A 22,674-nucleotide genomic window follows, 5' to 3' on the forward strand; every position below is an offset into this window, starting at 1 on the left:
CTGATGGTTACCGAATCATCCCTGAATCGAATCCGCATCTTCTATGCGGCCTATTTTGCCGCCATGGGGCTGGTGCTACCTTTCTTTCCGATCTATCTCGACGGACGCGGTCTCGATGCCGTGATGATCGGCTTTATGACCGGCCTGCTTGCTCTGGCCAAGGTGGTGGCGCCACCCTGGATCGGCCACCTGCTGGACCGGCGTCCGCAGGAGCAGGCGCAGCAGTTTATTGTTCTGGCTTCATGGATGGCCGCCTTTGCCGCACTCCTCATCGCCTTCGCTCTCAACCTCTACCTGCTTGCTGCGATCGTGCTGCTGTTCGGCATCTTCTGGGCCGCAGTACTACCGCTTACCGATGGCCTCTCTGTATCGGTTTCAGAGTCTGAGCGGGCCGATTACGGGCGTCTGCGTGCCTGGGGCTCCGTCGGCTTCGTGATCACCTCGCTGGCTGGCGGTGCCTGGCTGGCTGGTGAAAACATCACCACTTTCCCCTTCCTGCTCGCCGGACTGATGATCGTGCTGGCCTTTGCCGCACAGGGGTTTCCGCAGGTTGAACGAATCGAGATCGAGGCAGATGCAAGAATCCCGTTCTCCCGTGCCTTTTACCTGCTTCTGTCGGTTGCCTTCATTATGCAGATTTCACACGGTGCCTATTATGGCTTCTTCAGCCTCTACCTTGCCGATGCGGGCTTCAGTGGCTGGCAGATCGGCCTCTACTGGGTGATCGGCGTAGTTGCCGAAATCATCCTGATGTGGCGCTGGTCCAGAACAGTGCAACGGCTTGCCCCGGCCCTTATTTTTTCCGTCTGCCTGCTGCTTGCCGCACTACGCTGGATGGGCACTGGCCTTACAACGGACTATCTGATGCTGGCGATACTGCAGCTGCTACACGCAGCAAGCTTTGCCGCCTTTCATGTCGCCGCCATCGCGTGGGTCAAGCGCATTGCTCCGGACAGCCGCCATGCCGCAGCCCAGGGACTCTTTTCAGCAGCCGGCTTCGGACTGGGCAGCACCATCGGGATTATGGGTTGCGGTGTAATCGCCGGAAGCCTCGGTTATGCGATGGCATTCTATATCTGCGCTGCAGTGGCGCTGGCCGGCATTCCGCTGGCGCTGATGCTGCCGAAAATGGGGCTTAATGATTCCTCTGGGGGCGATCTGATTCGGGAGTAAACAGGCGCAGACGGTTGGCGTTACTCACCACGGTAAACGAGGAGAGCGCCATGGCGGCTCCGGCGATCATCGGATTGAGCAGCAACCCCATGAATGGAAACAGAACACCTGCTGCAACCGGAATCCCAAGCATGTTATAGATAAATGCTCCAACCAGATTCTGGCGGATATTTGCCATGGTGGCGCGCGATATCTCAATCGCAGTAATCACACTGAGCGGCGTGGAGCGCATCAGCGTCACATCGGCACTCTCCATGGCGATATCCGTGCCGGCCCCAATGGCAAATCCGACATCGGCCCGCGCCAGCGCTGCCGCATCATTGATGCCATCACCCACCATGCCGACAACCTCTCCACCCCGCTGCAGATCGGCAATTTTGCTATCCTTGTCTGCGGGCATCACCTCGCTGATGACATCATCCACACCCAGCTCTTCGGCTATCGCGTTGGCAGTTTCACGGCTATCGCCGGTCAGCATCACAACGCGCAGCCCTTTTTCCTTCAGGCGCCTTACCGCCTCCCTGCTGTCGCTGCGAACCGGGTCGGCGACAGCCAGCAGCCCCAGTAGCTTTCCGTTCTCTGCAAGCAGCACCGGCGTGCGTGCTTTTTCCGCCAGCCCTGCAAGCTGCTGCCTGATCTCAACCTCCGCCTCTATGCCCTGCTCCTCCATCAGCCGCAAGCTTCCCAGTAACAGCCTGCGGCCATCAACAACGCCTTCCACTCCAAGGCCCGGAATCGCCTTAAAGCCGCCGACATTGCCGGATTCAACCCCCTCCTCTGCCGCGGCCGCGAGAATGGCTGCAGCCAGGGGATGTTCGCTGCCGGATTCAAGGCTTGCAGCCAGGTAGAGCAGCTCCTTGCGACTGCCGTGCAGGGCAATGCAGTCGGTAACCACCGGTTTGCCGATGGTCAGCGTACCCGTTTTGTCGAGAACGATGGTGGTCAGCCTGCCGGCCTGTTCCAGCGCCTCGCCATTCCTGATAAGAATCCCGTGTTCGGCCGCCTTGCCGACACCAACCATGATCGACATCGGCGTTGCCAGTCCCAGCGCACAGGGGCAGGCGATAATGAGCACAGTCATGGCCGTGACCAGCGCATAGCTGATCTGCGGCTCGGGCCCCGCATAGAACCAGATCAGGAACGTGATTGCTGCGATCACCAGTACGGTCGGCACAAACACTGCCGCCACCCGATCCACGACCCTGCCGATGCCCGGCTTGGAGCTCTGCGCCTGCTGCACCATCGCCACGATCTGTGCCAGTACCGTATCCGCACCCACACGCGTAGCCCGGAACAGAAAACTTCCGTGCCCGTTGATGGTGCCGCCAACCACCTCATCTCCTGCTTCTTTCATCACCGGCATCGGCTCACCGGTCAGCATCGATTCATCGACAAGCGAGTGCCCATCAGCAACCACACCATCCACTGAAATCCTTTCGCCGGGTCGTACACGCAGCATATCCCCGATTTGCACCATTTCGATGGCAACATCGATCTCTTCACCATCACGCACGATGCGCGCTGTTTTTGGGGTCAGACCGATCAGTCGCCTGATCGCTTCCGAGGTCTTGCCGCGCGCCCGCATCTCCAGCGCCTGACCGAGATTAATCAGTGCGATAATGATCAGCGCAGCCTCAAAATAGATGTGCCTTCCCATCTCGGGAACAGATGCCGGCCAGAGTGAAATGATCATTGAATAGAGCCAGGCGGCTCCCGTTCCCGTGGCAATCAGGGTATCCATGTCGAACTGCAGGCGCCGGAAACCTCTTGCCGCGCCAATATAGTAGTGGCGACCCGAATAGAGCATGACAGCGAGCGTGAGCAGCCCGAGGATAAACCAGAATGTATTGAAGGATTCGCTGGCAAGCTGTGGCAGCCAGCCACTCATGCCGGCCACAAACAGTGGTGCACCGACAGCTGCTGCAACAACGAACTGTCTGATCAGCTGCTTGAAACGCAACTGTTCAGCCGCCTCACGTGCCGTTTCATCTGCAGCCGTTCTGATCTCGCTCGCAGTGCGGCCGGTCGCCTCTACTGCCGCGATCAGATCGGATGCGTGTGCTGTCCCCTCAACCAGTGCCGTTCGCTGGGCAAGGTTGACGCTGGCATGCGTCACTCCGGCCACGCTGTTCAGTGCAGCCTCCACCTTGGCCACGCAACCGGCACAGTGCATGCCATCGATGGCTAAACGAATGATTTTCGCATCACGCATCTTGCCATGCTAAGCAGGATCAGAAGTTAGGGAAGCCCGGAGTTAATCTGCAGCAAGCAGCTCATGGATGGTTTTACTGGCAACGGCAATTGCCCACGGCTTGCTGATAATCTTCTCATTCTTCTCGGACAGATGTGCCACCATCTCCTGATTCAGGTCGTAACCGGTAGAGAAAAGCACCTTCTGCCCGGGATTGATCTGACGGATCGCATTGGCCGCATCCACACCTCCCATCACCGGCATCACCACATCGAGGATAACAAGGTCTATCGTATCCCCCTTCTCCTTGTAGATGCTCAGCGCCTCACTGCCATTGCGAGCTGTTATCACCCTGTAGCCCAGAGCATCAAGAATGTCGGCGTATGCGAGCAGCAGCACATCATCATCATCGGCCAGCAGGATCGTCCTGTCTCCACTTGAGCTGACCTCTTCACCATCGCCTTCCAGGTTCTCAATCGCCGCCTTCTCCTGAGGCAGAAATATCTGGAAGGTGGAGCCCTCTCCAATCCTGCTCTCCACATTGATCACACCGCCGTGATCCTTGACCGTTCCGTAAACCATGGCCAGACCGAGGCCGGTACCCTTGCCCGCCTCCTTGGTGGTATAGAATGGCTCGAACATCTTATCGATATCCTGCCCGGCAATGCCGCAGCCGTTATCCTTCACCTCGATCAGCGCAAACTCCCGCGCTTTTATCTCAGGGTGCCATAAACTGAATGCCTGATCGGCCGCATAGGGCTTCAGGCTCATGGTGATCTCGGGATGCTCACAATCGCTTACGGCATCCCGGGCATTATTCACCAGATTCATCAGCACCTGCTGCAGCTGGGCAGGGCTCCCCATCACCACCATGTCCGATTCATCGTGGCTGGATTTGAAGCTGATACTTTCCGGCACGCCGGGCTCAATGAGCTTGCACGCCTCCTTGAACATCGACTTGATCGGTACGGGCGACTTTTCCACAACACCATGGCGCGCGAATGTAAGCAGATGTTTGATCATATCTGCTGCCCTGCTGCCAAGCGTTTCGGCGGTCGCGATCTTCTCCCTCGCCTGCTCCGGCTCCTTTTCGATTCTCCGCCGCGCGATATAGAGCGATCCCATGATGCCCGCCAGAAGGTTATTGAAATCGTGTGCCATGCCACCGACCAGTGTACCGAGCGCCTCCATCTTCTGTGCCTGCAGGAACTGCTGCTGCAGCCCCTTCTTGTCGGTGATGTCGTGGGCGATTCCCTCAATGGAAACCACCTTTCCGGCCTCATCGGTTACGGGCGATTCGTTGATCTCAAGCCAGTGGCGGGAGCCATCCTTGGCAAATATCTCCAGCTCATAGGAGGGCTGCTGTTTGCCGGCAATGGCCAGCCGGGTCTTTTCTTCCACCTTTTGATTGATCGGATTGTCAGTAAGGTGTTCTGCATAGTGGGTCTTGAACTCATCCTGCGAATAACCCAGCAGGTTGGTGATGGAGGGGCTGACGTAGGTAAACAACCCTTCAGTATCATGTTCGTAGAGAAAATATTCGTTGCGAAGGTTCTCAACCAGTCGCCGGAATCTCAGCTGGCTCTCCTCAAGGGCAGCCGTGCGATCTTCGATCAATCGCTCCATCTGGCTGCGCAGCTGAAACAGTTCGAGATGGGTGCGTACCCGCGCCAGCAGCTCCTGACGCTGGAACGGCTTGGTAACAAAATCGACCGCGCCCAGATCGAAGCCCTTGAGGTGGCTCTCAAGCTCAACAGATGCGCTCAGGAAAATCACCGGCACATCGCGGGTGACCTCACTGGCTTTCAGCTTCTGGATCACCTCGAATCCGTCCATGCCGGGCATGCGGATATCGAGCAGAATCAGTTGTGGCGGCTTGGCGGTTGCAGAACCAAGTGCCAATTCACCACTGTTGGCGGGGCGTACCTGATACCCCTCACCACGCAGCGTCTCGGTAATCAGCTTCAGGCTGGCCGGGGTATCGTCTACGACGAGAATCTCGGACATGCCATTCGATATCGTTTCGTTCTCTACCATCGTTAATCTTCCTGCACCAGTTTAAGTATAGCAGAATAATCGAGCTGCCGGTGCATGGCACGCAGGCTTTCGGCCAGTTCCGGATTGACCTTGTCCAGTTCAGCAAGGGCCTCTTCCATGCCATCCATATCCAGCTCCAGTGCACTCCTGTGAACCTGATCAAGCAGCTGCGCCGGAAGCGCTTTCAGCGCATCGGAAACCTTGCTCTTGTCGAGCGCCTTAACACCGGTTTCGCCCTGGCTTTCACCTTCACCCGGCTCGGGATATACAAACTCGATCTTCAGATTCCGTTCTATAACCTGGAATATCTCTTCAAAGGTGTAGGGCTTTTTCACCAGATCGTCACACCCGGCATCAAGCATCTGCTGCCGCTCTTCACTGAAGGCCACAGCAGTCACTGCTATAATGACAACATCCTTGCCACCCGGCTCCTGGCGGATATGGCGCACTGCCTCCAGTCCATCCATAACCGGCATGCGGCGATCCATACAGATCAGGTCCGGCTTCCAGGCCCTGAACTGCGCAACTGCCTGCTCGCCATTTTGAACCGCCAGTGTCTGCAATCCCGCCTTGCGCAGGACATTTTCGAGGATGATGCCGCTGGCCGTGTCATCCTCGGCGATAAGCACCTTCACCGCCTTCACTCCTTCTGCCAGGCCGACCGGCACGCCTCTCGCCTCATGAACCTGCTCAGGAATCTCAGCAGCGGAGGCCTCCTTCACGGTGATGGTGAAGCTGAAGGTGGAGCCCAGCCCGAACTCACTCTGCACCTCGACATGGCCATCCATCATCTCGATGAACTGCTTGCAGAGAGCAAGACCAAGCCCTGTTCCTTTCTGGTCAATCTTCTCTTCGCCCTTGCCGACAATCTGTTCGAACGGCGCAAACACCTTATCGATATCTTCCGCTTTAATCCCGATACCTGTATCACTCACCGATCCGTTGAGCCTGAAATACCCCTTCGCATCCGGAGCTTCCGAGCTGAACTTGACCACGATGCGTCCCTCTTCGGTAAACTTGATCGCATTGCTGAGCAGGTTGATCAGGATCTGGCGGATCTTCGCCGCATCACCATGGATAAACTTCGGATAAACCGATTCACTGTCGAGCTGCAGCTCCACGCCTTTGCTGCTGGCGCGCACCAGCATCATATCGATCGCCTCATGCACCAGCTCATCGAAATTGAAGCTGTCGTTCTGCAGCTCCACTTTGCCCGCCTCGATCTTGGACATATCGAGCACATCATTGATCAGGGTCAGCAGATGGGAGCCCGAACGGTTGATCGTCTGCAGGTTTATCCTGCTCTCTTCGGAGATATTCGGATCCATCTGCATCAGCTGCGAGAATCCAAGGATGGCATTGAGCGGCGTTCTCAGCTCATGGCTCATGTTGGCCAGAAAGATACTTTTTGAACGGCTCGCCTCCTCTGCGCCCGCCTTGGCCTGCCTGAGCATCGCCTCGCTCCTTCGCAGCTCGCTCTCTTTCGCTTTTCGGATCTTGATCTCGCCCTCAAGCTCGGCATTCGCCTTCTCCAGCGCCTCTTTCGCCTCCTCGGTCTGATGGCGCTGAATATTGATATCCTCCATCACACTGATCGCTGCCAGCCGGGATTTCTGCAGCGCATCGGTGCGCTCCTTGACCATCCCCTCCAGACGATCACGCGATGCCATCGATTCGCTCAATTTGGCCGCCATACTGTTGAGGCTTTTGGCGATACTGCCAAGCTCATCCTTCGATCTCATCGTTATTCGGCTGCTCAGCTTTCCTTGTGAGAACACCTCAATCCCCTCCTGCAGCAGGGACAATCCGCCGATCATACGTATCATCATCACGCTGCCGGCCAGAATCAGGATGGCCACCGCCGCCAGCGTCACATAGAGGGTGATGGCGCGGATCTCATGCAGCTCCTTGAGGTAACCTTCAGTGAGAATATTGCGTACAGTGGATGCATTGGAGACAATGCTCTGCGCCACCAGCAGGGTTGCCTGCAGCTCCCTGCTCAGACGCTCCTGGAAATAGGCCGCCTCCGGCCCACTGCCTGCCGCCTCAATCATGCGACTTATCTGCGCCTGCATCTCACCCATCACCCTGCGCAGTTGAGCAATTGCTGCCCCAGCCCTTTTTGACTGAATGCGTGGGTCCCTGAGCAGCTCTTCGAGTTGCTCAAACTTCGCCCGCCACTGCTGCTGCGGACGCACTTCAGCTGGTTTCGAGGCTATTTCTGCTGTCAGCGTGGTGATCTGGAAGGCGGTGCGTTCGATCTCATCCACGACATGTTCGGTTTCCACCGCCCTCTCCGTGGTCAGATGCACCCACTCCTGCAGCCCGAGCAGGCCAATGCCTGTCGTGATAAACAGCACGATCAAAAGCTGAAGTTGGAGTCTGATGCCCACGGGTTATCCTTTCGGCGCTATCTGAACACGGTGATGCCCTGAGGCTTGGTCTTCTCCAGCCCCTCGAAGGCCATCATCTCAAGGAAATTGGGGATGGCCTGCTCGTCACTCCTCATCCAGCGGGCGATATCCTCGAGAAGGAGAAGAAGCGGCTGCCCCATGCCGAGCTGGAACTGGTAATCGCCCCACCCCGCCGCAACGGTTTCTGGCACCACACCGAACTTATAAGCCACAATGATCTGTGCCTCTTTCGGATGCTGTTCAATATACTCTTCGGCCATCTGCAGGGCGCGCAGGAACTTCTCGATCACCCTCGACCGCTGCTTTTGAAGCTCGGGCGACACAACAACAATATCGAACTGTTTATAGGCTCCGGGCGCAGCAAAAATCACATGATTGTTCGGCAGCCGCACGGCTGCCTCGCTGATATAGGGCTCACGCATTGAGAAGGCATCGATGGTTCCCCACTCCAGTGACGCCGGCAGCTCCTCGGCCTTGGTGAATGAGAGCCTGATATCGGATTCGGCAAGGCCATGCTCAAGCAGGAAGAGGTGCAGGAAATAGTGCACCGCTGAATGTTTCTGGGTCGCCACCCGTTTGCCTGCAATATCCTCCGGCTTCTCGATACCCGCATCCTTGCGGGCGATCACACGGTTAACGTTACTGGCTGTGAATGTGGAGGCGACCAGCTTCATTTTCGTGCCTTGCAGCGCAGCTTCAGCAATCGGAACCTCGGTTGAAACGGCAATATCGACATTGCCGGGCAGCAGCCCCTCGATCAATGCCCGCTTGCCGCTGGGGTACTCCAATACCTCGGCATCCAGTCCGCTCTGGCTGAAGTAGCCTTTCTCGGCTGCAACCAGCACCAGGGCGCTTGAGGGCTGCAGCGCCAGCCCAATCCGAACCTTGTCGATGATCATCGGCTCCTTCTCCGCGGAACAGGCCGTAAGCAGCGCCAGTGCCATCAGCACTGTTGGCAGCCAGTTACGGTTTGTGGATAGGATATCACGTCTCCTGTAGCGCATTCCATACCTCCTTGTAGGGGGGATCGCGGCCAAGTTCCCGGCTCAGCAGGTTCACCTCCTGTTTGATCTCGACAACCCGCATTTCACGTTCAGCCATGATTTCGTTAAAGCCCTCAAGCCGCTTGTTGGTTTCGTTCAGCTTCGCGGTGCGCTCCTCGACCAGCTGCTCCAGCTCGGCATTGAAACGCCTGATCTCCTCTTCGGCCTCGCGGCTGGCGGTCACATCAAGCCCGAATGAGCAATCCACCTGGCCTGAAGAGAAGAATCCCCAGACAATCCGCTTCGTTGATCCATCCTTGCAGGCGACCGTGGTCTCCATCGGCTCGATATCGGCACTGTTCTCAATCGCAGTCTGAACCCGCTTCTCCCAATCTTCCGCCACCTGCTTGCGGTAGGCCTCATCAGGATAGGCGAGCGGCCACCACTCGCCCACGCTCGGCACATCCTCGATGGTGTAGCCGAACAGTTCGGTAAATGTCGGGTTGATATATTCGCCTCGCTGCTCGATACCGCCGCTCGACATGTAGATGGCCAGTGGCGATGAGTCCGTCATCGCCTTGAAGCGGGTACTCATCTCCTCCACCTGCTCTTCGGCACGGCTCTTTTCGACGATATCCCAGACCAGATCGGCGAGGAAGGAGGCCGCATTCACATCCGCATCGCTGTAGTCGCTCTGTTTGTTGCCGATGCCAAGAATGGCCACCACTTTTTCGCCACGCATCACCGGCACCACCAGCTCACGCTTCACCTCGGCATGCCCTTCAGGCATCCCCTTTTTGTACGGCAGCGCGGCGTAGTCGTTATGGATCAGCGGCGCCCTGTTGCGCAGCGCATCGGCCCATACACCCGCCGCTGAAACAGCATAGTGTTCACCCTTGCCCTCCGCCCTGCAGAACTCCGCCTTGGTGCGTGTCGACCAGTTCTGAAGCCAGAGCGTCTCCTGATCCTCCTCGACAAAGTGGAAAAAAGCGATCTGGCTTCCCGTCAGCTCCTCAGCCTCGTTGAGCGACTGCTCCATCAGTTCATCCATGCTTCGGGTTTGCGACAGTTCAAAGATGCGCAGGCGGGCACGTTCGATTTTTTCTACCTGACGCCGGGCGGTAACATCGATAAAGGTGACCACCACCTCCAGTATCTCATCATCATTTCCTTTAATCGGATTGGCGTGCACAAGCACCCAGACCTGGTCGCTGCTGACCGGGCGGTTGATGCCGAGAATGAGATCGCGCACCGCCCGCTTTTCAGCAATGGCACGGTTGACCGGATACTGCGCGACATCGAGCGGATCGCCATGCTCATCCATGAAGTTCCATGCCGGATCGAAGGCCGTTTTTCCCTCCATCTGATCAGGGCTCAAACCAAGAAGTTCGCAGGCAAGTTCGTTGTATATGCGGATGGAGGTGTCAAAATTGTGCACCACCACCGCCACCTGCAGCTCATGAATCAGCGCGTAGTACTCTTTTTCGCTCTTTGCCAGCTTCTCCATGTACGCCTTGCGCTCTTCAAGCTCCCTGGAAAGCTGCTCGTTCGTGGCCTTCAGCTCGGCAGTGCGCTCGGACACGGTCTTCTCAAGCCCCGACTTCGCCTCACGCAGCTCTATCTCCCGCTGCTTACGTACAGCGACCTCATCCTGTAACTCCCTGTTCATCGCCTGCAACCGGGACTGGCCGAGAATCTCGTTTTTCAGCACCAGTGCTGCAAAGTTGAAAAACGCCGGCAGCTGTTCGTAAAGCAGCCGCATATCGAGATGCAGGTTCTCCATGCGGAAAACGGCAATCACCTCATTGCCGACCTTAAGCGGATAGATCCAGGTATAGGCCTTGGTGAATTCACTTGTGGTCAGGTGAGTATCCTGAAAGTCCCCCTCGATCTCCTCCTCCCAGCCGGTTGCAAAAACACGGGGGATGACCTCGTCGGGGAAACCATCCAGTTCATGCTGATTCCCCATCGCATCGGCGTAGTGGAGCTGCTCGTCGATTTTATAGTAGAGCTGCAGGTTGCTGCCGCCGAGAATCTGCATGGTGTTGATGAGCAGGCTGTTGATCACATTGGCAAGGCCAGGTGTTTCGCTGATGCGGGTGATCATCTGCATCACCAGCTGGAAATAGGACTTCTCCAAAGCCAGCTTCTTCGCCCGCTCCTGCAGCTGTTCGATCTCCTGCTCGCTCAGCTGCCTCTTCTTCTGATCACTCATGGCGCCCCTTCAGTTTCCGCTGCATGGTCTCCTGCAGCACCGCTTCAAGATGCTCCAGCCCCGTATCCATCCAGACCAGCGGCAGGCCGACAATGCGACTTACAGCTTCCGCCTCATCGCTGAAGTCTTCGGAACATGGCGTGCGTATGGCCAGAATATACTTGTGCGCCTCCTGAAACACACCGCGAATCACGCTCGGGTGATCTCCGAACACCTCTTCGGTAATCGGCTGCCAGCGATGCGCCCACTCCTCGAGCAGGAAAAATGCCCCCTGCTCAAGCTCGCGGTCGAACTGTTCACGCCCGAGCAGGATATCGACACAGTTCTGACCCGGCGTGCGAACAGCGTTTCCCGCCGCGACAATATGATCCATATCGGGGTGGCAGCAGCCGTAAAAAACGATGGTTTCACGATCCGAGCGCTTGCTCAGCGACCCTCTTAACCCCTTCTCCAGCTTGCCGATGTTGTTGTGCAGGGCGGAGCGCATGAAAGAGGTGTCCAGCGGCCAGCTGTTTTTTTCGATCAGGTAGCGGATCTCCTTCTGCAGGATGCCGCAGCCGATCAGCAGCAGATTCTCATGCGCTGCCGAACCTTCAGTAGCTGCCATATTCATAGGCTGCTTCCAGCATCGTCCTGATATTCTGCTCCGGAATATCGTATGGCATCACCAGCGTGCCGAAGAGGAATTTTCCGCCCGGCATGCCGGCATCACACATCCGCTTCACCTCGGCCCTGATCTCCTCCCTGCTCCAGCTAACCAGCTTGATATCGTTGATGACGCCGCAGGTGAGGCCGCGGCCGTTGATGATCTTCTTCGCCTCGGCAATATCATCCTTCGGGCTCAGGTAGAATACGCCGATGCCCAGCTCCTCGATGACGCGGTCGATCACCTTGTTAAAACGGGAGCTGCCGCAGTAGTAGACCAGCCCGCCGACGCCGCCCGGTTCGATGTCCCGTTTCATCCACGGCATCGAGAGCGCTTCAAACTGCTTGAGCGACACGAAATCGGTCGAGCCGAAGGGATTGGAGTAGACGCAGACATCAGCTCCGTTATCCCTGAATGCCTTGATCTCCTTGCGGAAGAAATCCGAACACTTCTCCAGCAGCAGGTCGCGGATATCGGCGGGCCCCATCAGCAGCAGCTCCAGCCACTTGTCCATCCCCATCAGGATTGCCGGCAGCGTCATGCCCGCTGTGATATAGGCGCAGATCGGATATTTGCCGCCCACCTCACGCTTGAGAATCTTCAGGCACTTGAGATTCTCCTCAAAGCCTGGATGGGTGGAGATATCGTCCGGTATTTCGAGATTGACGATATCGTCATAGCTCTTGATGACAAAGTCCTCGACATTGGGCGGCCCGCTCTTCGAGAAGATGATCTTCTCGCAACCGAGCAGTTCGGCCTCCTTGCCGACATAGAAGAGGCTCCAGACATTGTCATGGCCATACTTCTCGCGCATTCTCAGCTGCGCTTCGGCCACATGCTCGCCGTTGGCGTAGTACTCCTCGAGTGAGTCGATGCCGAGTTCGGCGGCACCCTGGTCGAGCAGGTTGCAGAAGACCGGAATGCGATCCGATTTTTCACCGTTGATGGCTGCGACCAGCCTGTCCATACCTGTAATCATGACCTGGCCTCCATAACGATTTTCTTGATCACCTCGCCAGCCGTGATGCCGTTTTCGGCCCAGGCATCGGCGCCGACGGTTTTATAGAGTTCATTATCCCAGCGGTAGGGGGCACCTCCGACAACAATCTTGATCTTATCCTCAAGGCCGCGCTCCCTGAGCAGCTCGCGCACCCGCTTGCAGCCATTTTCGCTGGTGGCGGTGTGCATCATCATGGAGGAGATAGCGATGACTGGAGAGCCAACCTCAACCGCCTTGTCGACAAAGAGTTCCGGTTTCACATTGACGCCCAGATCAACAACATTGACCATCATCGAGCGCAGGCAGCCGGAGACGATACGTTTGCCGAGTGTATGCATGTCACCGACCGAGGTGCCGATGACAATGGTTCCCAACGATTCGGGTGGTGTTTTAAAGCGGGCAATCATCGCCTCGGTCACTTCCGATGCGATCTGGGCGGCCATGAAGTGCTGGGCGAGGTTGGCATCGAAATCCTTGCTGATCGACTCCATCATCGACTCCATGGCCGGGATAATGACGTCGAATACAATCTCTTCAGGGGTGATGCCGTGATCAATGGCCGTATTGATCACCTCAAGGGCTCTGTCGCGGTCGGTATCAAACACCGCCTCGTTATACTTGCCGATAATCTCTCTCTGCATAACGACCCCCACTGCAGGTTCGAATCTGCTTCTTCTGACTCTGTTATTCTAGCACAGAACCGGCCTGAATGCCGCTTTTCGGAAGCGGCCTGAGAAACAGACTGTCGACGAAAAGCATATCGAACTCCGGCGCCATCGACATGTTGATCAGCCTCGCCTGCTCACGCAGCAATTCAAGCCTGCGACCCTGCTCGTGAGAGAGCAGCAGCGCTTCACAGCCGGAGAGCGCACTGTCGTAGTGGAGCTCAATCGTATCGGGAGATATATCCGGTATCAGGCCGATCTCAGAGGCGTGCCGGCAATCAAGATTGCTGCCGAATGCGCCTGTGATGCAGACCCTTTTCAACGCCTCCTGTTTCAGGCCTGCCTGCTCAAGCAGGTAGAGGGTGGCCGCAGCCGTTGCACCCTTGGCCCGCTGGAACAGGTCGACATCCCGGTTGTTGATACGGATGTTTCCCGCTTCATCCAGCGGGAATCCCCCCTTCACAAAGGGCTCGGCAAGACGCCCTACCCGATTGAGCACCTTGCGACGCAGCAGATGGGCGATGGCATCCACCAGACCCGAACCACACACTCCTCTGGCAGTCCCGCCACCAATCACATCGAGTTCAAAGGGAGCATCTGATCCGGCAGCGCTTATCCTTTGTATCGCCCCCGCCATGATCGGCATGCCGCAGCTCAGGCCACTGCCCTCAAAGGCCGGCCCTCCCGGCACCGATGTCACCCACAACCGCCTGCCATCCCAGAGGGCAACCTCGGAGTTGGTGCCAAAATCGATCAGCAGAGCCGCATCTCCGGATTCGATCAGTCCGAATGCAAGCACAGCGGCCAGCAGATCAGAGCCGACAAATCCTGCCAGCGGCTGAACCAGTACGATATCTGCATCGCTGGCAACTCCCCACGCCTTTCGCCAGGGATCAAGCGTGGCGGGTTGACAATCCACCGGCTTCTGCCACTGCTCGATCTCAAGCAGGTGCTCGTAATTCCTGCCTGCAAGCAGCGCCAGCATGGCTGTGTTGGCAACAACCGTAACCCTGACTACCAGAGCGCTGGCCACATCATGACGCGCCGTAAGTATCTGAATGGCTTCAGCGATAGCACTTTCGGCAAGCCGGGAAAGCCTGGCTGCATCCGCATTCGACGCTTTGGCAGCGGAAAGGCGGTTCAACACATCGGCACCAAACACAGCCTGCGGGTTGAGTGATGTAATGCCATCCATGCGTTCACCGCTGTCGAGATTCCACAGCGTGGCCCTGATCTGCGTGGTGCCAAGATCGATGGCCACACCAAGCCTGTCTGATTCGGAAGCCGTCGCGCCTGACTTGCCGGTTTCGAGGTCGGACCAGATAGCCGGGTGACTCGTCTGGTGAATCGCCAATGTGACATCGCCAAGTGGTCTGGCCTGGCAAGCCAGCCTGCAGCCCTGGCCAATCTCATCGGCGCTGAGTGTACCCTGTTCGGAGAGGGTGAGCTGCGTACACTCTCCTTCATCGATATGGACAAGACAGAGGCCGCATTTACCGACACCGCCGCAATCACTGGGCAGGACGATACCGTGATGATCGAGAATATCCTTAAGAGAGTCGCCCTCCTCTTCATCAACAACATGTAGGTGAAGATCGTGATGGTCGATTCTCACCTTCAGTTCAGGCATGGCAGGGTTCGCTCAGCGGAGAGTAATTCATGGAAGATTGTAAACATATGCAGCTTCATCTGTCGACTTCTCTCGGAGAGATCGTGAAGCCGTTGGATTTTTAAGCAGGAAGCCAGTATCGTGCGCCGGCAATTCTTTGATGCACCCTTAGCTCAGCTGGATAGAGCGCTGCCCTCCGAAGGCAGAGGCCAGAGGTTCGAATCCTCTAGGGTGCGCCATCTTCTATTTCACACAACCTCTCATGAAGCCTGCTGATGTATCCATAGTGGCACTTTTGGACCAATGAACAGCCAGGAATGGTGGCTGAACCAGAAAGCTCTAATGAAGGAATATGCAGAAAGAAGATGCGCTTATGAAAGGTAAAACAATCACAAATGATGGTACCGGGAACGGGAGTCGAACCCGTACAGCATTTCTGCCGAGGGATTTTAAGTCCCTTGTGTCTACCAATTCCACCATCCCGGCATTGCATTGGAAAGCGGTCGGGAATCATGCCAAAGCAGAGAGAATGCGCAAGAAGGCAAAGGCCAGAGATCCTTATTCTCCAGCGTGCTTCGGCTATCACATGCAGCAACCCCCTGTTGTTATCCCTCGCGATCAATCCAATCAGGCCGTAGCGTCAAAATGTATGGCAGTTTCCTGACGCGCATACCACAACCCTGCCGGAAAGGCTGTTGGCCCCTCCGCAGCGGGCCGCTCCTGAAATGAGCTCCACCATGCTGCATACCAACCATATCTTATTAATCATCGACGCTTCAGGAGTGATTCTTATACCCGGTTTCTCACTATGGCTTTTCTAACCCTAAAGTATCAACAGATTACTCCGATATAGTCTTAATGTGCCTAGCGGCCTGAGGGGGATGGTCCATCAAAATATTGGCTCTATTGCCAAAAGCTGGATGCCAAATCTGTGACGGTTTTTCCGAAATAGCGAAATCTCCCCATCTCAGGGTTGGAATGAAAATTGCTCCACTCAATCCTATTGCAGAAATGAAGAGCGACAGGCCAACGATCAGAGAGGTAGTGCGATTGTGAGTGAAATGGACGAAATGGATGAAATGTATGAGGTAATCCAGGAGTTTATTGTTGAGAGCAATGAGAACCTGGACAATCTTGATAATGATCTGGTAGCCCTCGAAGAGGATCCAACGAATGCGGATATCATGGGCAGCATCTTCCGCACCATTCATACAATCAAAGGAACCTGCGGCTTCCTCGGTTTTGGAAAACTTGAGAAGGTTTCGCATGTTGGGGAAAACCTGCTAAGCAAGCTGCGCGAAGGTGAGCTTCCACTTACCCAGCCACGCACGACTGCACTCCTGCAGATGGTGGATGCCATTCGCCAGATGCTTGCCTGTATTGAAGAGAGCCAAAACGACGGTGATGAAGAGTATCTTGAACTGATCGAGAATCTGGCCGCACTGCAGATTGCTGACGGTGAAGGCGAAGTCGACAGTGCAGCAGCGCAGGATGATGCGGCTGCCGAATCCGCTCCAGCCGTTGAAGATGATGAGCCTGAGGAAGAAGAGCGCGTTAAGCCCATTGGAGCCATACTTGTCGAGTCTGGCGACGTAAGTTCCGACGATCTGGCAGCTGCCATCCAGCAACAGCTGGACGGCGACAAGACTGCCGTCGGTGAAATCCTTGTTAACAAGGGTGTGGTTAAGAAAGAAGCTGTTGACAAGGCGGTGAGCAAACAAAGCGAGGCGCAGACACGCGCATCCACTGCCTCACCGAGTTCGATTCGAGTTGATGTCAATCTGCTGGATCAGTTGATGAATCTGGTTGGTGAGTTGGTATTAATCCGCAACCAGGTGCTGCAGTTTGGTGAATCATTCGACAACCCTGTTTTTTCCACGACATCCCAGCACTTGAGCCAGGTAACATCAGAGCTGCAGGAGCAGGTGATGCAGACCCGCATGCAGCCTATTGGCGGCGTCTGGAGCAAATTCCCGCGCGTGGTCAGGGACCTTTCACAAGGGTGCGGCAAACAGATTCGTCTTGAGATGGAGGGCAAGGAGACCGATCTCGACAAATCATTGATTGAAGCGATCAAGGATCCGCTGACCCACCTTATACGCAACTCTGTCGACCATGGCATTGAAATGCCGGAAGTACGAACCGCAAACGGCAAAGCCGCTGAAGGTGTGATAACACTGCGTGCATACCATGAAGGCGGTCAGGTAAATATTGAAATTTGCGATGACGGTGGCGGCATTGACCCGGAAAAGCTGAAGAGCAAGGCGCTGGAGAAGAAGCTGATCAGCGAAGATCAGGCCAAGAACATGGGTGAAAAAGATGCCCTGAACCTGATCTTCAAGGCCGGCTTTTCAACGGCTGCAGCGGTCACCAATATTTCCGGTCGCGGCGTCGGCATGGATGTAGTTAAAACCAATATCGAAAACCTCGGTGGCGTTGTCGACATCTCCAGCAAACTTGGCGAAGGCACTACCATGCGGATCAAGATTCCGCTGACCCTGGCGATTATCCCCGCACTCACTGTCACCTGTGCAGGTGACCGCTACGCCATCCCTCAGATCAATCTGATGGAGCTTTTGATGCTTGAAGGGGAAGACGCCGTATCCGGCATTGAGCAGCTACATGGCGTACCTGTCTACAGGTTGCGCGGCAAGCTGCTGCCACTGCTCTATCTCAACAAGGAGTTGTGGGGGGAAGATTCTGCTGAAAATGCAGCAACCAACAGCAACATCAACATCGTTGTCCTAAAAGCCGGTGAGCTGCAGTTCGGGCTGGTAGTGGATGATGTTAATGACACGCAAGAGGTGGTTGTGAAACCGCTTGGCAAACAGTTGAAAGGCATTAACAGCCTGGCTGGTGCAACCATTATGGGCGATGGCCGCGTGGCGATTATCCTGGATGTGTTTGGCCTCGCGGAGAACGCAAAACTGCTCTCCGAGACGGCTCAACAGGGTGCAGGCATCCATGATGAACAGCTGGCGACTGAAGAGAAAGAGAAGGTATCTCTGGTTCTGATGCGCAACCCGGATGGAGGCCGCATGACAGTGCCTCTTTCAGAGGTGACGCGCCTTGAGGAGATCCAGAAGAACGACATTGAAAGCGTGGGTAACGATGAGGTTGTTCGCTACAGGGGACAGATCATGACACTTATCAATGTCTTTTCCCTGCTGCCAGAGCGCCGCAGCAGTGAGCGACTCATCGCTGACGGGGAAAAAGAGATGGAAAGCAGCGGCACACAGCAGAGCGCCGATAGCAGCGGTGTCGTTCAGGTTATTGTCTGCACAAAAGGTGATAAAGCCATCGGACTCGTAGTGGATCAGGTGCTTGATGTAACTGAAGAGGTTGTGGAGATCTCAGGAGAGTCCAGCCGCAGGGGCGTCTCCGCTACAGCGGTCATTCAGGACAGGGTGACCGAGTTCCTGGACATTGATGAGGTGATCGCCATGAGCAGCGGCAAAAGCAAACGCCGCAGTAGTCATTCAGGCGCGGAGGCCTAACCATGCAACTGTGTACATTTAAACTCGGGGATTACTTCTTTGGTGTGGATGTGGAAAAGGTTCAGGAGGTCATCCGCCATCAGGAGATGACGCGAATCCCTCTTGCCAAAAAGGAGATCCGTGGACTGATCAATCTGCGTGGCCAAATTGTCACCGCAGTGGACCTGCGACTGTTACTGGGCCTGAGCAAGTTCTCGGACTCTGATGAGCCGATGAACATCATTATCTGTGATGATGACGGCGCAGTCAGCTTTCAGGTTGATGAGATCGGCGATGTTCTCGATGTCGATGAATCCAGCTTTGAATATCCCCCCGAAACGCTCAAGGGCATTGCCCGTGAGTTGATCCAGGGGGCATACAAGCTCACGGACCGCCTTCTGCTTGTGCTCGATGCAGACAAGGCCGTGGAAGTAACCGCATAAAGTCAAAAAACAAGGGAATCAATTTTGTTTGACACCGGGGAGAGGAAATAGAATGAAAGTGGCTGAAAAAGTATTTATGGGAAGTGAAAACCTCTCCTTAAAAATCAAGCTCAACGTAGCAGTTTCTATCATATTCATGATCGTCATGGGGGTAGACAGAACCTACTCGCTGATCGAGGAAGATCATCGCGTCATCGCCATGACTGAAGAGAGCGTCGCCAAAGACTCCAACAATTACTTCGACAGCCTTAACATGCTGATGCTTGCAGCAGACATGGATGAGCGCGATGTACTGCGTAAAAAGGTTCTGGACAGCGACAAGAACATTATTGAAGCACGTGTATTGCGTGGAGAAGCGGTGAAACAGCAGTACGGGCCGGGAAGCGCTGACGAACAGCCACGTGACGACCTGGATCGCAGCGCCCTGCAGGGTGAAGAGATCTCAGTCATTGAGGATGGTAAGAATGGCCGGGTCCTGACAGTCATCACGCCGTTTCGTGCGACCGAGAATACGCGCGGCGTCAACTGCCTTAGCTGCCACGATGTATCTTCCGGCAGTGTTAATGGTGCGGTTCGCATCTCCTACTCACTGCAGGAAATTGACAGTGAGCTGAACGAGGCCATGTGGATGGGCATTGGTATCAGCCTTGGGCTGCTGCTGCTGGGGCTTACCGGCCTGAATGTGATCTTGAACCATATCGTGGTCAACCCGGTCGTCAGCCTGAGCAACCGCCTGAAGGATATTGCCGAGGGCGAGGGCGACCTGACCCAGCGTGTTGAGGTCTCAGGCAATGATGAGATCGGGCGGCTCGGGGCATCATTCAACACCTTCACCGCCAAGATTCAGGAGACCATCAGCGCCATATCATCCAACTCCCACACCTTGAGTGGTGCCGCTGAAGAGCTGACATCGGTCAGCCAGCAGATGGGCGCCAATGCCGAGGAGACATCGGCGCAGGCAGGTGTAGTTGCAGGCGCCTCCGAGACGATCAGCAACAACGTACAGACCGTTGCCAGCGGCATCGAGGAGTTGAGCGCCACTACGCGTGAAATTGCCGGCAATGCCTCAGAGGCGGCCAAGGTTGCACTCTCTGCCGTAGAGACTGCCGATGCAGCCAATGCCACCGTCAGCAAGCTCAATGTGAGCAGCACCGAGATCGGTGAGATCATCAACGCCATCAACTCCATTGCGCAGCAGACAAAACTGCTGGCACTCAATGCCACCATTGAGGCGGCCCGTGCCGGCGAGGCAGGCAAAGGCTTCGCGGTGGTGGCCAACGAGGTGAAGGATCTGGCCATGGAGACTGGCAAGGCTTCCGACGATATCGCCAGGAAGATCGAGATCATCCAGTCGGATACCACAGAGGCTGTGGCGGCGATCAGCAAGATCAATGAGGTGATTGCGCAGATCAATGAGTTCCAGAGCACCATTGCCAGTGCTGTGGAGGAGCAGAGTGCGACGGCCGGCGAGATATCCAGGAATGTCGCCGATGTGGCGCAAGGAAGCAGTGAGATCACCCAGAACATCGCTGGCGTGGCCGAGGCTGCACAGAGCACCTCAACGGGTGCCAACGACACCCTGCAGGCCTCTGCCGAGCTCTCCCGCATGGCAGCTGAACTGCAGCAGCATGTGGCCAAGTTCAAGTTTTAACTGACACCCGATACATAAGCCGGCGCAACTTCCGGCTTATGTATCAGGCCAGGGTGGCAACGAGACCTCTGGTACCTTCCGTAACGCCGAACATAAAAAACCAAACAGAAAAGGAACATCAGCATGAAATTCGTCACAACTTTTATCGGCAATCTGGGGATCAATACAAAACTCAGCATGCTGCTCGGGTTACCGATGCTCGGCATACTGATTCTGGCTATCATGATGGCCAGCTCGAAATGGGATGAGGTAGAGCGCCTGCATCTGCTTGAGAGTTCATCTATTCTGAATGTGAAAGTTGGCAACCTGATGCATGAGATGCAGAAGGAGCGCAGTGCCAGCGCAGGTTTTCTCGCTTCCAAGGGTGCCAAATTCAGTACCATCTTACGCAGCCAGCGTACAGAGACCGACCGAGCCCTCAATGAACTCAGGGAGTACACAGAGATTCTCGATCATGCTGCCCTGACTGCTGATGGGGATGCCGCGCTCAAGAGCTACATGAGTAATCTAGGAAACCTGAGCAGCAAACGCTCCCAGGTGGATGGCTTCCATATTACTGCAGAGGAACAGAGAGCGTGGTATAAAAAGACCAACAGTGATGGATTACACCTGGTTGCCATGGCTGTGCAGTCCGCCTATGACCCTGACCTGACGATCAGCGCCGCCCTCTCCATGATGAGTGCCGGCTACCTCACCTTCCTCTCTCTGAAAGAGCTTGCGGCAAGTGAGAGGGATACCTTAATCTCAGTCTTTTCTGCTGATGTCATCGAACAGAAAGAGCATGATGAACTGGTTACCTTGATCGGCGAGCAGCACGTTTATGAGAAGCTGTTCACCGAAATTGGCGAAGTTGCCTTTGCTGAGACACTCCACAACAACATGAGAGGGGCATCCGTCGCTGCTGCCGCCGCAGAGGTTGAGAAGCTTCATGAAATGGCACGCAGTAAGCACAGCCATTTTGGTGTGGATCCGGAACAGTGGTACCGGGTTATGAGCCAAAAGATCGCCGGCCTGTATGAGACGGAGTCATACATCGGCAAGGACCTTGTTGAGGAAGCGGAGGTGATGGCATCTGAATCATCAGGGCAGCTATGGAGGATTGTCATCCTCGTTGCCTTCCTGATGGTCTTCAATCTTGTTCAGGGCGTGATTACGAGCAGGGGCATTATCCGCTCGCTCAGAGAGACCATGGATGTGCTGCACGCCATGGCTGACGGTGATTTAACCCGGCGTGTCAAAGAGAAGTCCAGGGATGAAGTCGGCCAGATGAATGAATACCTTGCCAATGCACTCGATGGTCTTCAGGCAACCATCGCTGCGATATCCAGCAACTCCCAGACCTTGAGCGGTGCCGCCGAAGAGCTGACATCGGTCAGTCAGCAGATGGGCGCCAATGCCGAGGAGACTTCGGCGCAGGCCGGTGTGGTTGCAGGCGCCTCCGAGACGATCAGCAACAACGTGCAGACCGTTGCCAGCGGCATCGAGGAGTTGAGCGCCACTACGCGTGAAATTGCCGGCAATGCCTCAGAGGCGGCCAAGGTTGCACTCTCTGCCGTAGAGACTGCCGATGCAGCCAATGCCACCGTGAGCAAGCTCAATGTGAGCAGTACCGAGATCGGTGAGATCATCAACGCCATCAACTCCATTGCGCAGCAGACAAAACTGCTGGCCCTCAATGCCACCATTGAGGCGGCCCGTGCCGGCGAGGCAGGCAAAGGCTTCGCGGTGGTAGCCAACGAGGTGAAGGATCTGGCCATGGAGACAGGCAAGGCTTCCGACGATATCGCCAGGAAGATCGAGATCATCCAGTCGGACACCACAGAGGCTGTGGCGGCGATCAGCAAGATCAATGAGGTGATTGCGCAGATCAATGAGTTCCAGAGCACCATTGCCAGTGCTGTGGAGGAGCAGAGTGCGACGGCCGGCGAGATATCCAGGAATGTCGCCGATGTGGCGCAGGGAAGCAGTGAGATCACCCAGAACATCGCTGGCGTGGCCGAGGCTGCACAGAGTACTTCAACAGGTGCCAACGACACCCTGCAGGCCTCTGCCGAGCTCTCCCGCATGGCGGCTGAACTGCAGCAGCATGTGACCAGGTTTAAATTGGCATAAGTAATGCTAAAGCCGGAATACACCCCGGCTTCAGAGAAAACCCAGTGTGCGCGAAGAGG

14 protein-coding genes and 2 tRNA genes are annotated in these 22,674 nt (G+C 55.9%); 6 read left to right on the forward strand and 10 right to left on the reverse strand.

The annotated features are described in order from the left end of the window. Positions 1-3: 3 nt before the first annotated feature. On the forward strand, positions 4-1,173 hold the full coding sequence (locus Ga0123462_RS10050; protein ID WP_100266171.1) for an MFS transporter: 1,170 nt from the start codon (positions 4-6) through the stop codon (positions 1,171-1,173). Here the strand turns inward: Ga0123462_RS10050 and Ga0123462_RS10055 are convergent. From Ga0123462_RS10055 to Ga0123462_RS10095, 9 genes are read right to left on the reverse strand one after another with little or no spacing between them, the layout of a single operon-like run. Continuing rightward, entirely contained in the window at positions 1,136-3,385 is a 2,250-nt protein-coding gene (locus Ga0123462_RS10055) for a heavy metal translocating P-type ATPase (protein WP_198507337.1), read from the reverse strand. The genes Ga0123462_RS10050 and Ga0123462_RS10055 overlap by 38 nt on opposite strands. A 42-nt stretch (positions 3,386-3,427) precedes the next feature. Further along, positions 3,428-5,401 (reverse strand): ATP-binding response regulator, encoded by a 1,974-nt coding sequence (locus tag Ga0123462_RS10060; RefSeq protein ID WP_100266172.1) that lies wholly within the window; start codon positions 5,399-5,401, stop codon positions 3,428-3,430. A gap of 2 nt (positions 5,402-5,403) precedes the next feature. After that, on the reverse strand, positions 5,404-7,794 hold the full coding sequence (locus tag Ga0123462_RS10065; RefSeq protein WP_100266173.1) for an ATP-binding protein: 2,391 nt from the start codon (positions 7,792-7,794) through the stop codon (positions 5,404-5,406). Between the two features lie 17 nt (positions 7,795-7,811). Beyond that, the gene (locus Ga0123462_RS10070; protein ID WP_100266174.1) at positions 7,812-8,819 is read right to left on the reverse strand and encodes an ABC transporter substrate-binding protein; all 1,008 of its coding nucleotides are present in this window, start codon (positions 8,817-8,819) and stop codon (positions 7,812-7,814) included. Beyond that, on the reverse strand, positions 8,800-11,013 hold the full coding sequence (locus tag Ga0123462_RS10075; RefSeq protein ID WP_100266175.1) for a GAF domain-containing protein: 2,214 nt from the start codon (positions 11,011-11,013) through the stop codon (positions 8,800-8,802). Before Ga0123462_RS10075 ends, Ga0123462_RS10070 begins: the two co-directional genes overlap by 20 nt. Then, positions 11,006-11,620: a DUF1638 domain-containing protein gene (locus Ga0123462_RS10080; protein WP_100266176.1), complete on the reverse strand. Its 615-nt coding sequence runs from the start codon at positions 11,618-11,620 to the stop codon at positions 11,006-11,008. The genes Ga0123462_RS10075 and Ga0123462_RS10080 overlap by 8 nt, the downstream gene beginning before the upstream one ends. Continuing rightward, positions 11,607-12,638, reverse strand: a complete 1,032-nt coding sequence (locus tag Ga0123462_RS10085; RefSeq protein ID WP_100266177.1) for a uroporphyrinogen decarboxylase family protein — start codon at positions 12,636-12,638, stop codon at positions 11,607-11,609. The genes Ga0123462_RS10080 and Ga0123462_RS10085 overlap by 14 nt, the downstream gene beginning before the upstream one ends. After that, positions 12,635-13,300 (reverse strand): cobalamin B12-binding domain-containing protein, encoded by a 666-nt coding sequence (locus Ga0123462_RS10090; protein ID WP_100266178.1) that lies wholly within the window; start codon positions 13,298-13,300, stop codon positions 12,635-12,637. The genes Ga0123462_RS10085 and Ga0123462_RS10090 overlap by 4 nt, the downstream gene beginning before the upstream one ends. Before the next feature lie 43 nt (positions 13,301-13,343). Further along, positions 13,344-14,954, reverse strand: a complete 1,611-nt coding sequence (locus tag Ga0123462_RS10095) for an ASKHA domain-containing protein (protein ID WP_100266179.1) — start codon at positions 14,952-14,954, stop codon at positions 13,344-13,346. A 141-nt stretch (positions 14,955-15,095) separates the two neighbouring features. On the opposite strand from Ga0123462_RS10095, the gene Ga0123462_RS10100 reads away from it, so the two are divergent. Beyond that, a tRNA-Arg gene (locus Ga0123462_RS10100) sits at positions 15,096-15,172 on the forward strand. A 160-nt stretch (positions 15,173-15,332) separates the two neighbouring features. Here Ga0123462_RS10100 and Ga0123462_RS10105 read toward each other — a convergent pair. Next, a tRNA-Leu gene (locus tag Ga0123462_RS10105) sits at positions 15,333-15,419 on the reverse strand. Between the two features lie 575 nt (positions 15,420-15,994). On the opposite strand from Ga0123462_RS10105, the gene Ga0123462_RS10110 reads away from it, so the two are divergent. From Ga0123462_RS10110 to Ga0123462_RS10125, 4 genes are all read left to right on the forward strand, one after another. Next, complete coding sequence (locus Ga0123462_RS10110) at positions 15,995-18,430, forward strand: chemotaxis protein CheA (RefSeq protein WP_232726698.1); 2,436 nt, start codon at positions 15,995-15,997, stop codon at positions 18,428-18,430. A 2-nt stretch (positions 18,431-18,432) separates the two neighbouring features. Beyond that, positions 18,433-18,852: a chemotaxis protein CheW gene (locus tag Ga0123462_RS10115; protein ID WP_100266180.1), complete on the forward strand. Its 420-nt coding sequence runs from the start codon at positions 18,433-18,435 to the stop codon at positions 18,850-18,852. 52 nt (positions 18,853-18,904) lie between these two features. After that, positions 18,905-20,503 carry a methyl-accepting chemotaxis protein gene (locus tag Ga0123462_RS10120; protein WP_100266181.1) on the forward strand — a complete coding sequence of 533 codons (1,599 nt, stop codon included), beginning with the start codon at positions 18,905-18,907 and terminating at the stop codon, positions 20,501-20,503. A 123-nt stretch (positions 20,504-20,626) separates the two neighbouring features. Then, positions 20,627-22,615, forward strand: a complete 1,989-nt coding sequence (locus Ga0123462_RS10125) for a methyl-accepting chemotaxis protein (protein ID WP_100266182.1) — start codon at positions 20,627-20,629, stop codon at positions 22,613-22,615. The last annotated feature ends 59 nt before the right edge of the window (positions 22,616-22,674 follow it).

Origin of the sequence: Mariprofundus ferrinatatus (assembly GCF_002795825.1) — a bacterium.
In the GTDB taxonomy this organism is placed as follows: domain Bacteria; phylum Pseudomonadota; class Zetaproteobacteria; order Mariprofundales; family Mariprofundaceae; genus Mariprofundus; species Mariprofundus ferrinatatus.

Coding starts and splice junctions, on each gene's coding strand:
- Ga0123462_RS10070 (WP_100266174.1), bottom strand. CDS start 8,819: ATGCGCTACAGGAGACGTGATATCCTATCCACAAACCGTAACTGGCTG.
- Ga0123462_RS10055 (WP_198507337.1), bottom strand. CDS start 3,385: ATGCGTGATGCGAAAATCATTCGTTTAGCCATCGATGGCATGCACTGT.
- Ga0123462_RS10115 (WP_100266180.1), top strand. CDS start 18,433: ATGCAACTGTGTACATTTAAACTCGGGGATTACTTCTTTGGTGTGGAT.
- Ga0123462_RS10080 (WP_100266176.1), bottom strand. CDS start 11,620: ATGGCAGCTACTGAAGGTTCGGCAGCGCATGAGAATCTGCTGCTGATC.
- Ga0123462_RS10125 (WP_100266182.1), top strand. CDS start 20,627: ATGAAATTCGTCACAACTTTTATCGGCAATCTGGGGATCAATACAAAA.
- Ga0123462_RS10095 (WP_100266179.1), bottom strand. CDS start 14,954: ATGCCTGAACTGAAGGTGAGAATCGACCATCACGATCTTCACCTACAT.
- Ga0123462_RS10110 (WP_232726698.1), top strand. CDS start 15,995: ATGGACGAAATGGATGAAATGTATGAGGTAATCCAGGAGTTTATTGTT.
- Ga0123462_RS10120 (WP_100266181.1), top strand. CDS start 18,905: ATGAAAGTGGCTGAAAAAGTATTTATGGGAAGTGAAAACCTCTCCTTA.
- Ga0123462_RS10050 (WP_100266171.1), top strand. CDS start 4: ATGGTTACCGAATCATCCCTGAATCGAATCCGCATCTTCTATGCGGCC.
- Ga0123462_RS10075 (WP_100266175.1), bottom strand. CDS start 11,013: ATGAGTGATCAGAAGAAGAGGCAGCTGAGCGAGCAGGAGATCGAACAG.
- Ga0123462_RS10090 (WP_100266178.1), bottom strand. CDS start 13,300: ATGCAGAGAGAGATTATCGGCAAGTATAACGAGGCGGTGTTTGATACC.
- Ga0123462_RS10060 (WP_100266172.1), bottom strand. CDS start 5,401: ATGGTAGAGAACGAAACGATATCGAATGGCATGTCCGAGATTCTCGTC.
- Ga0123462_RS10085 (WP_100266177.1), bottom strand. CDS start 12,638: ATGATTACAGGTATGGACAGGCTGGTCGCAGCCATCAACGGTGAAAAA.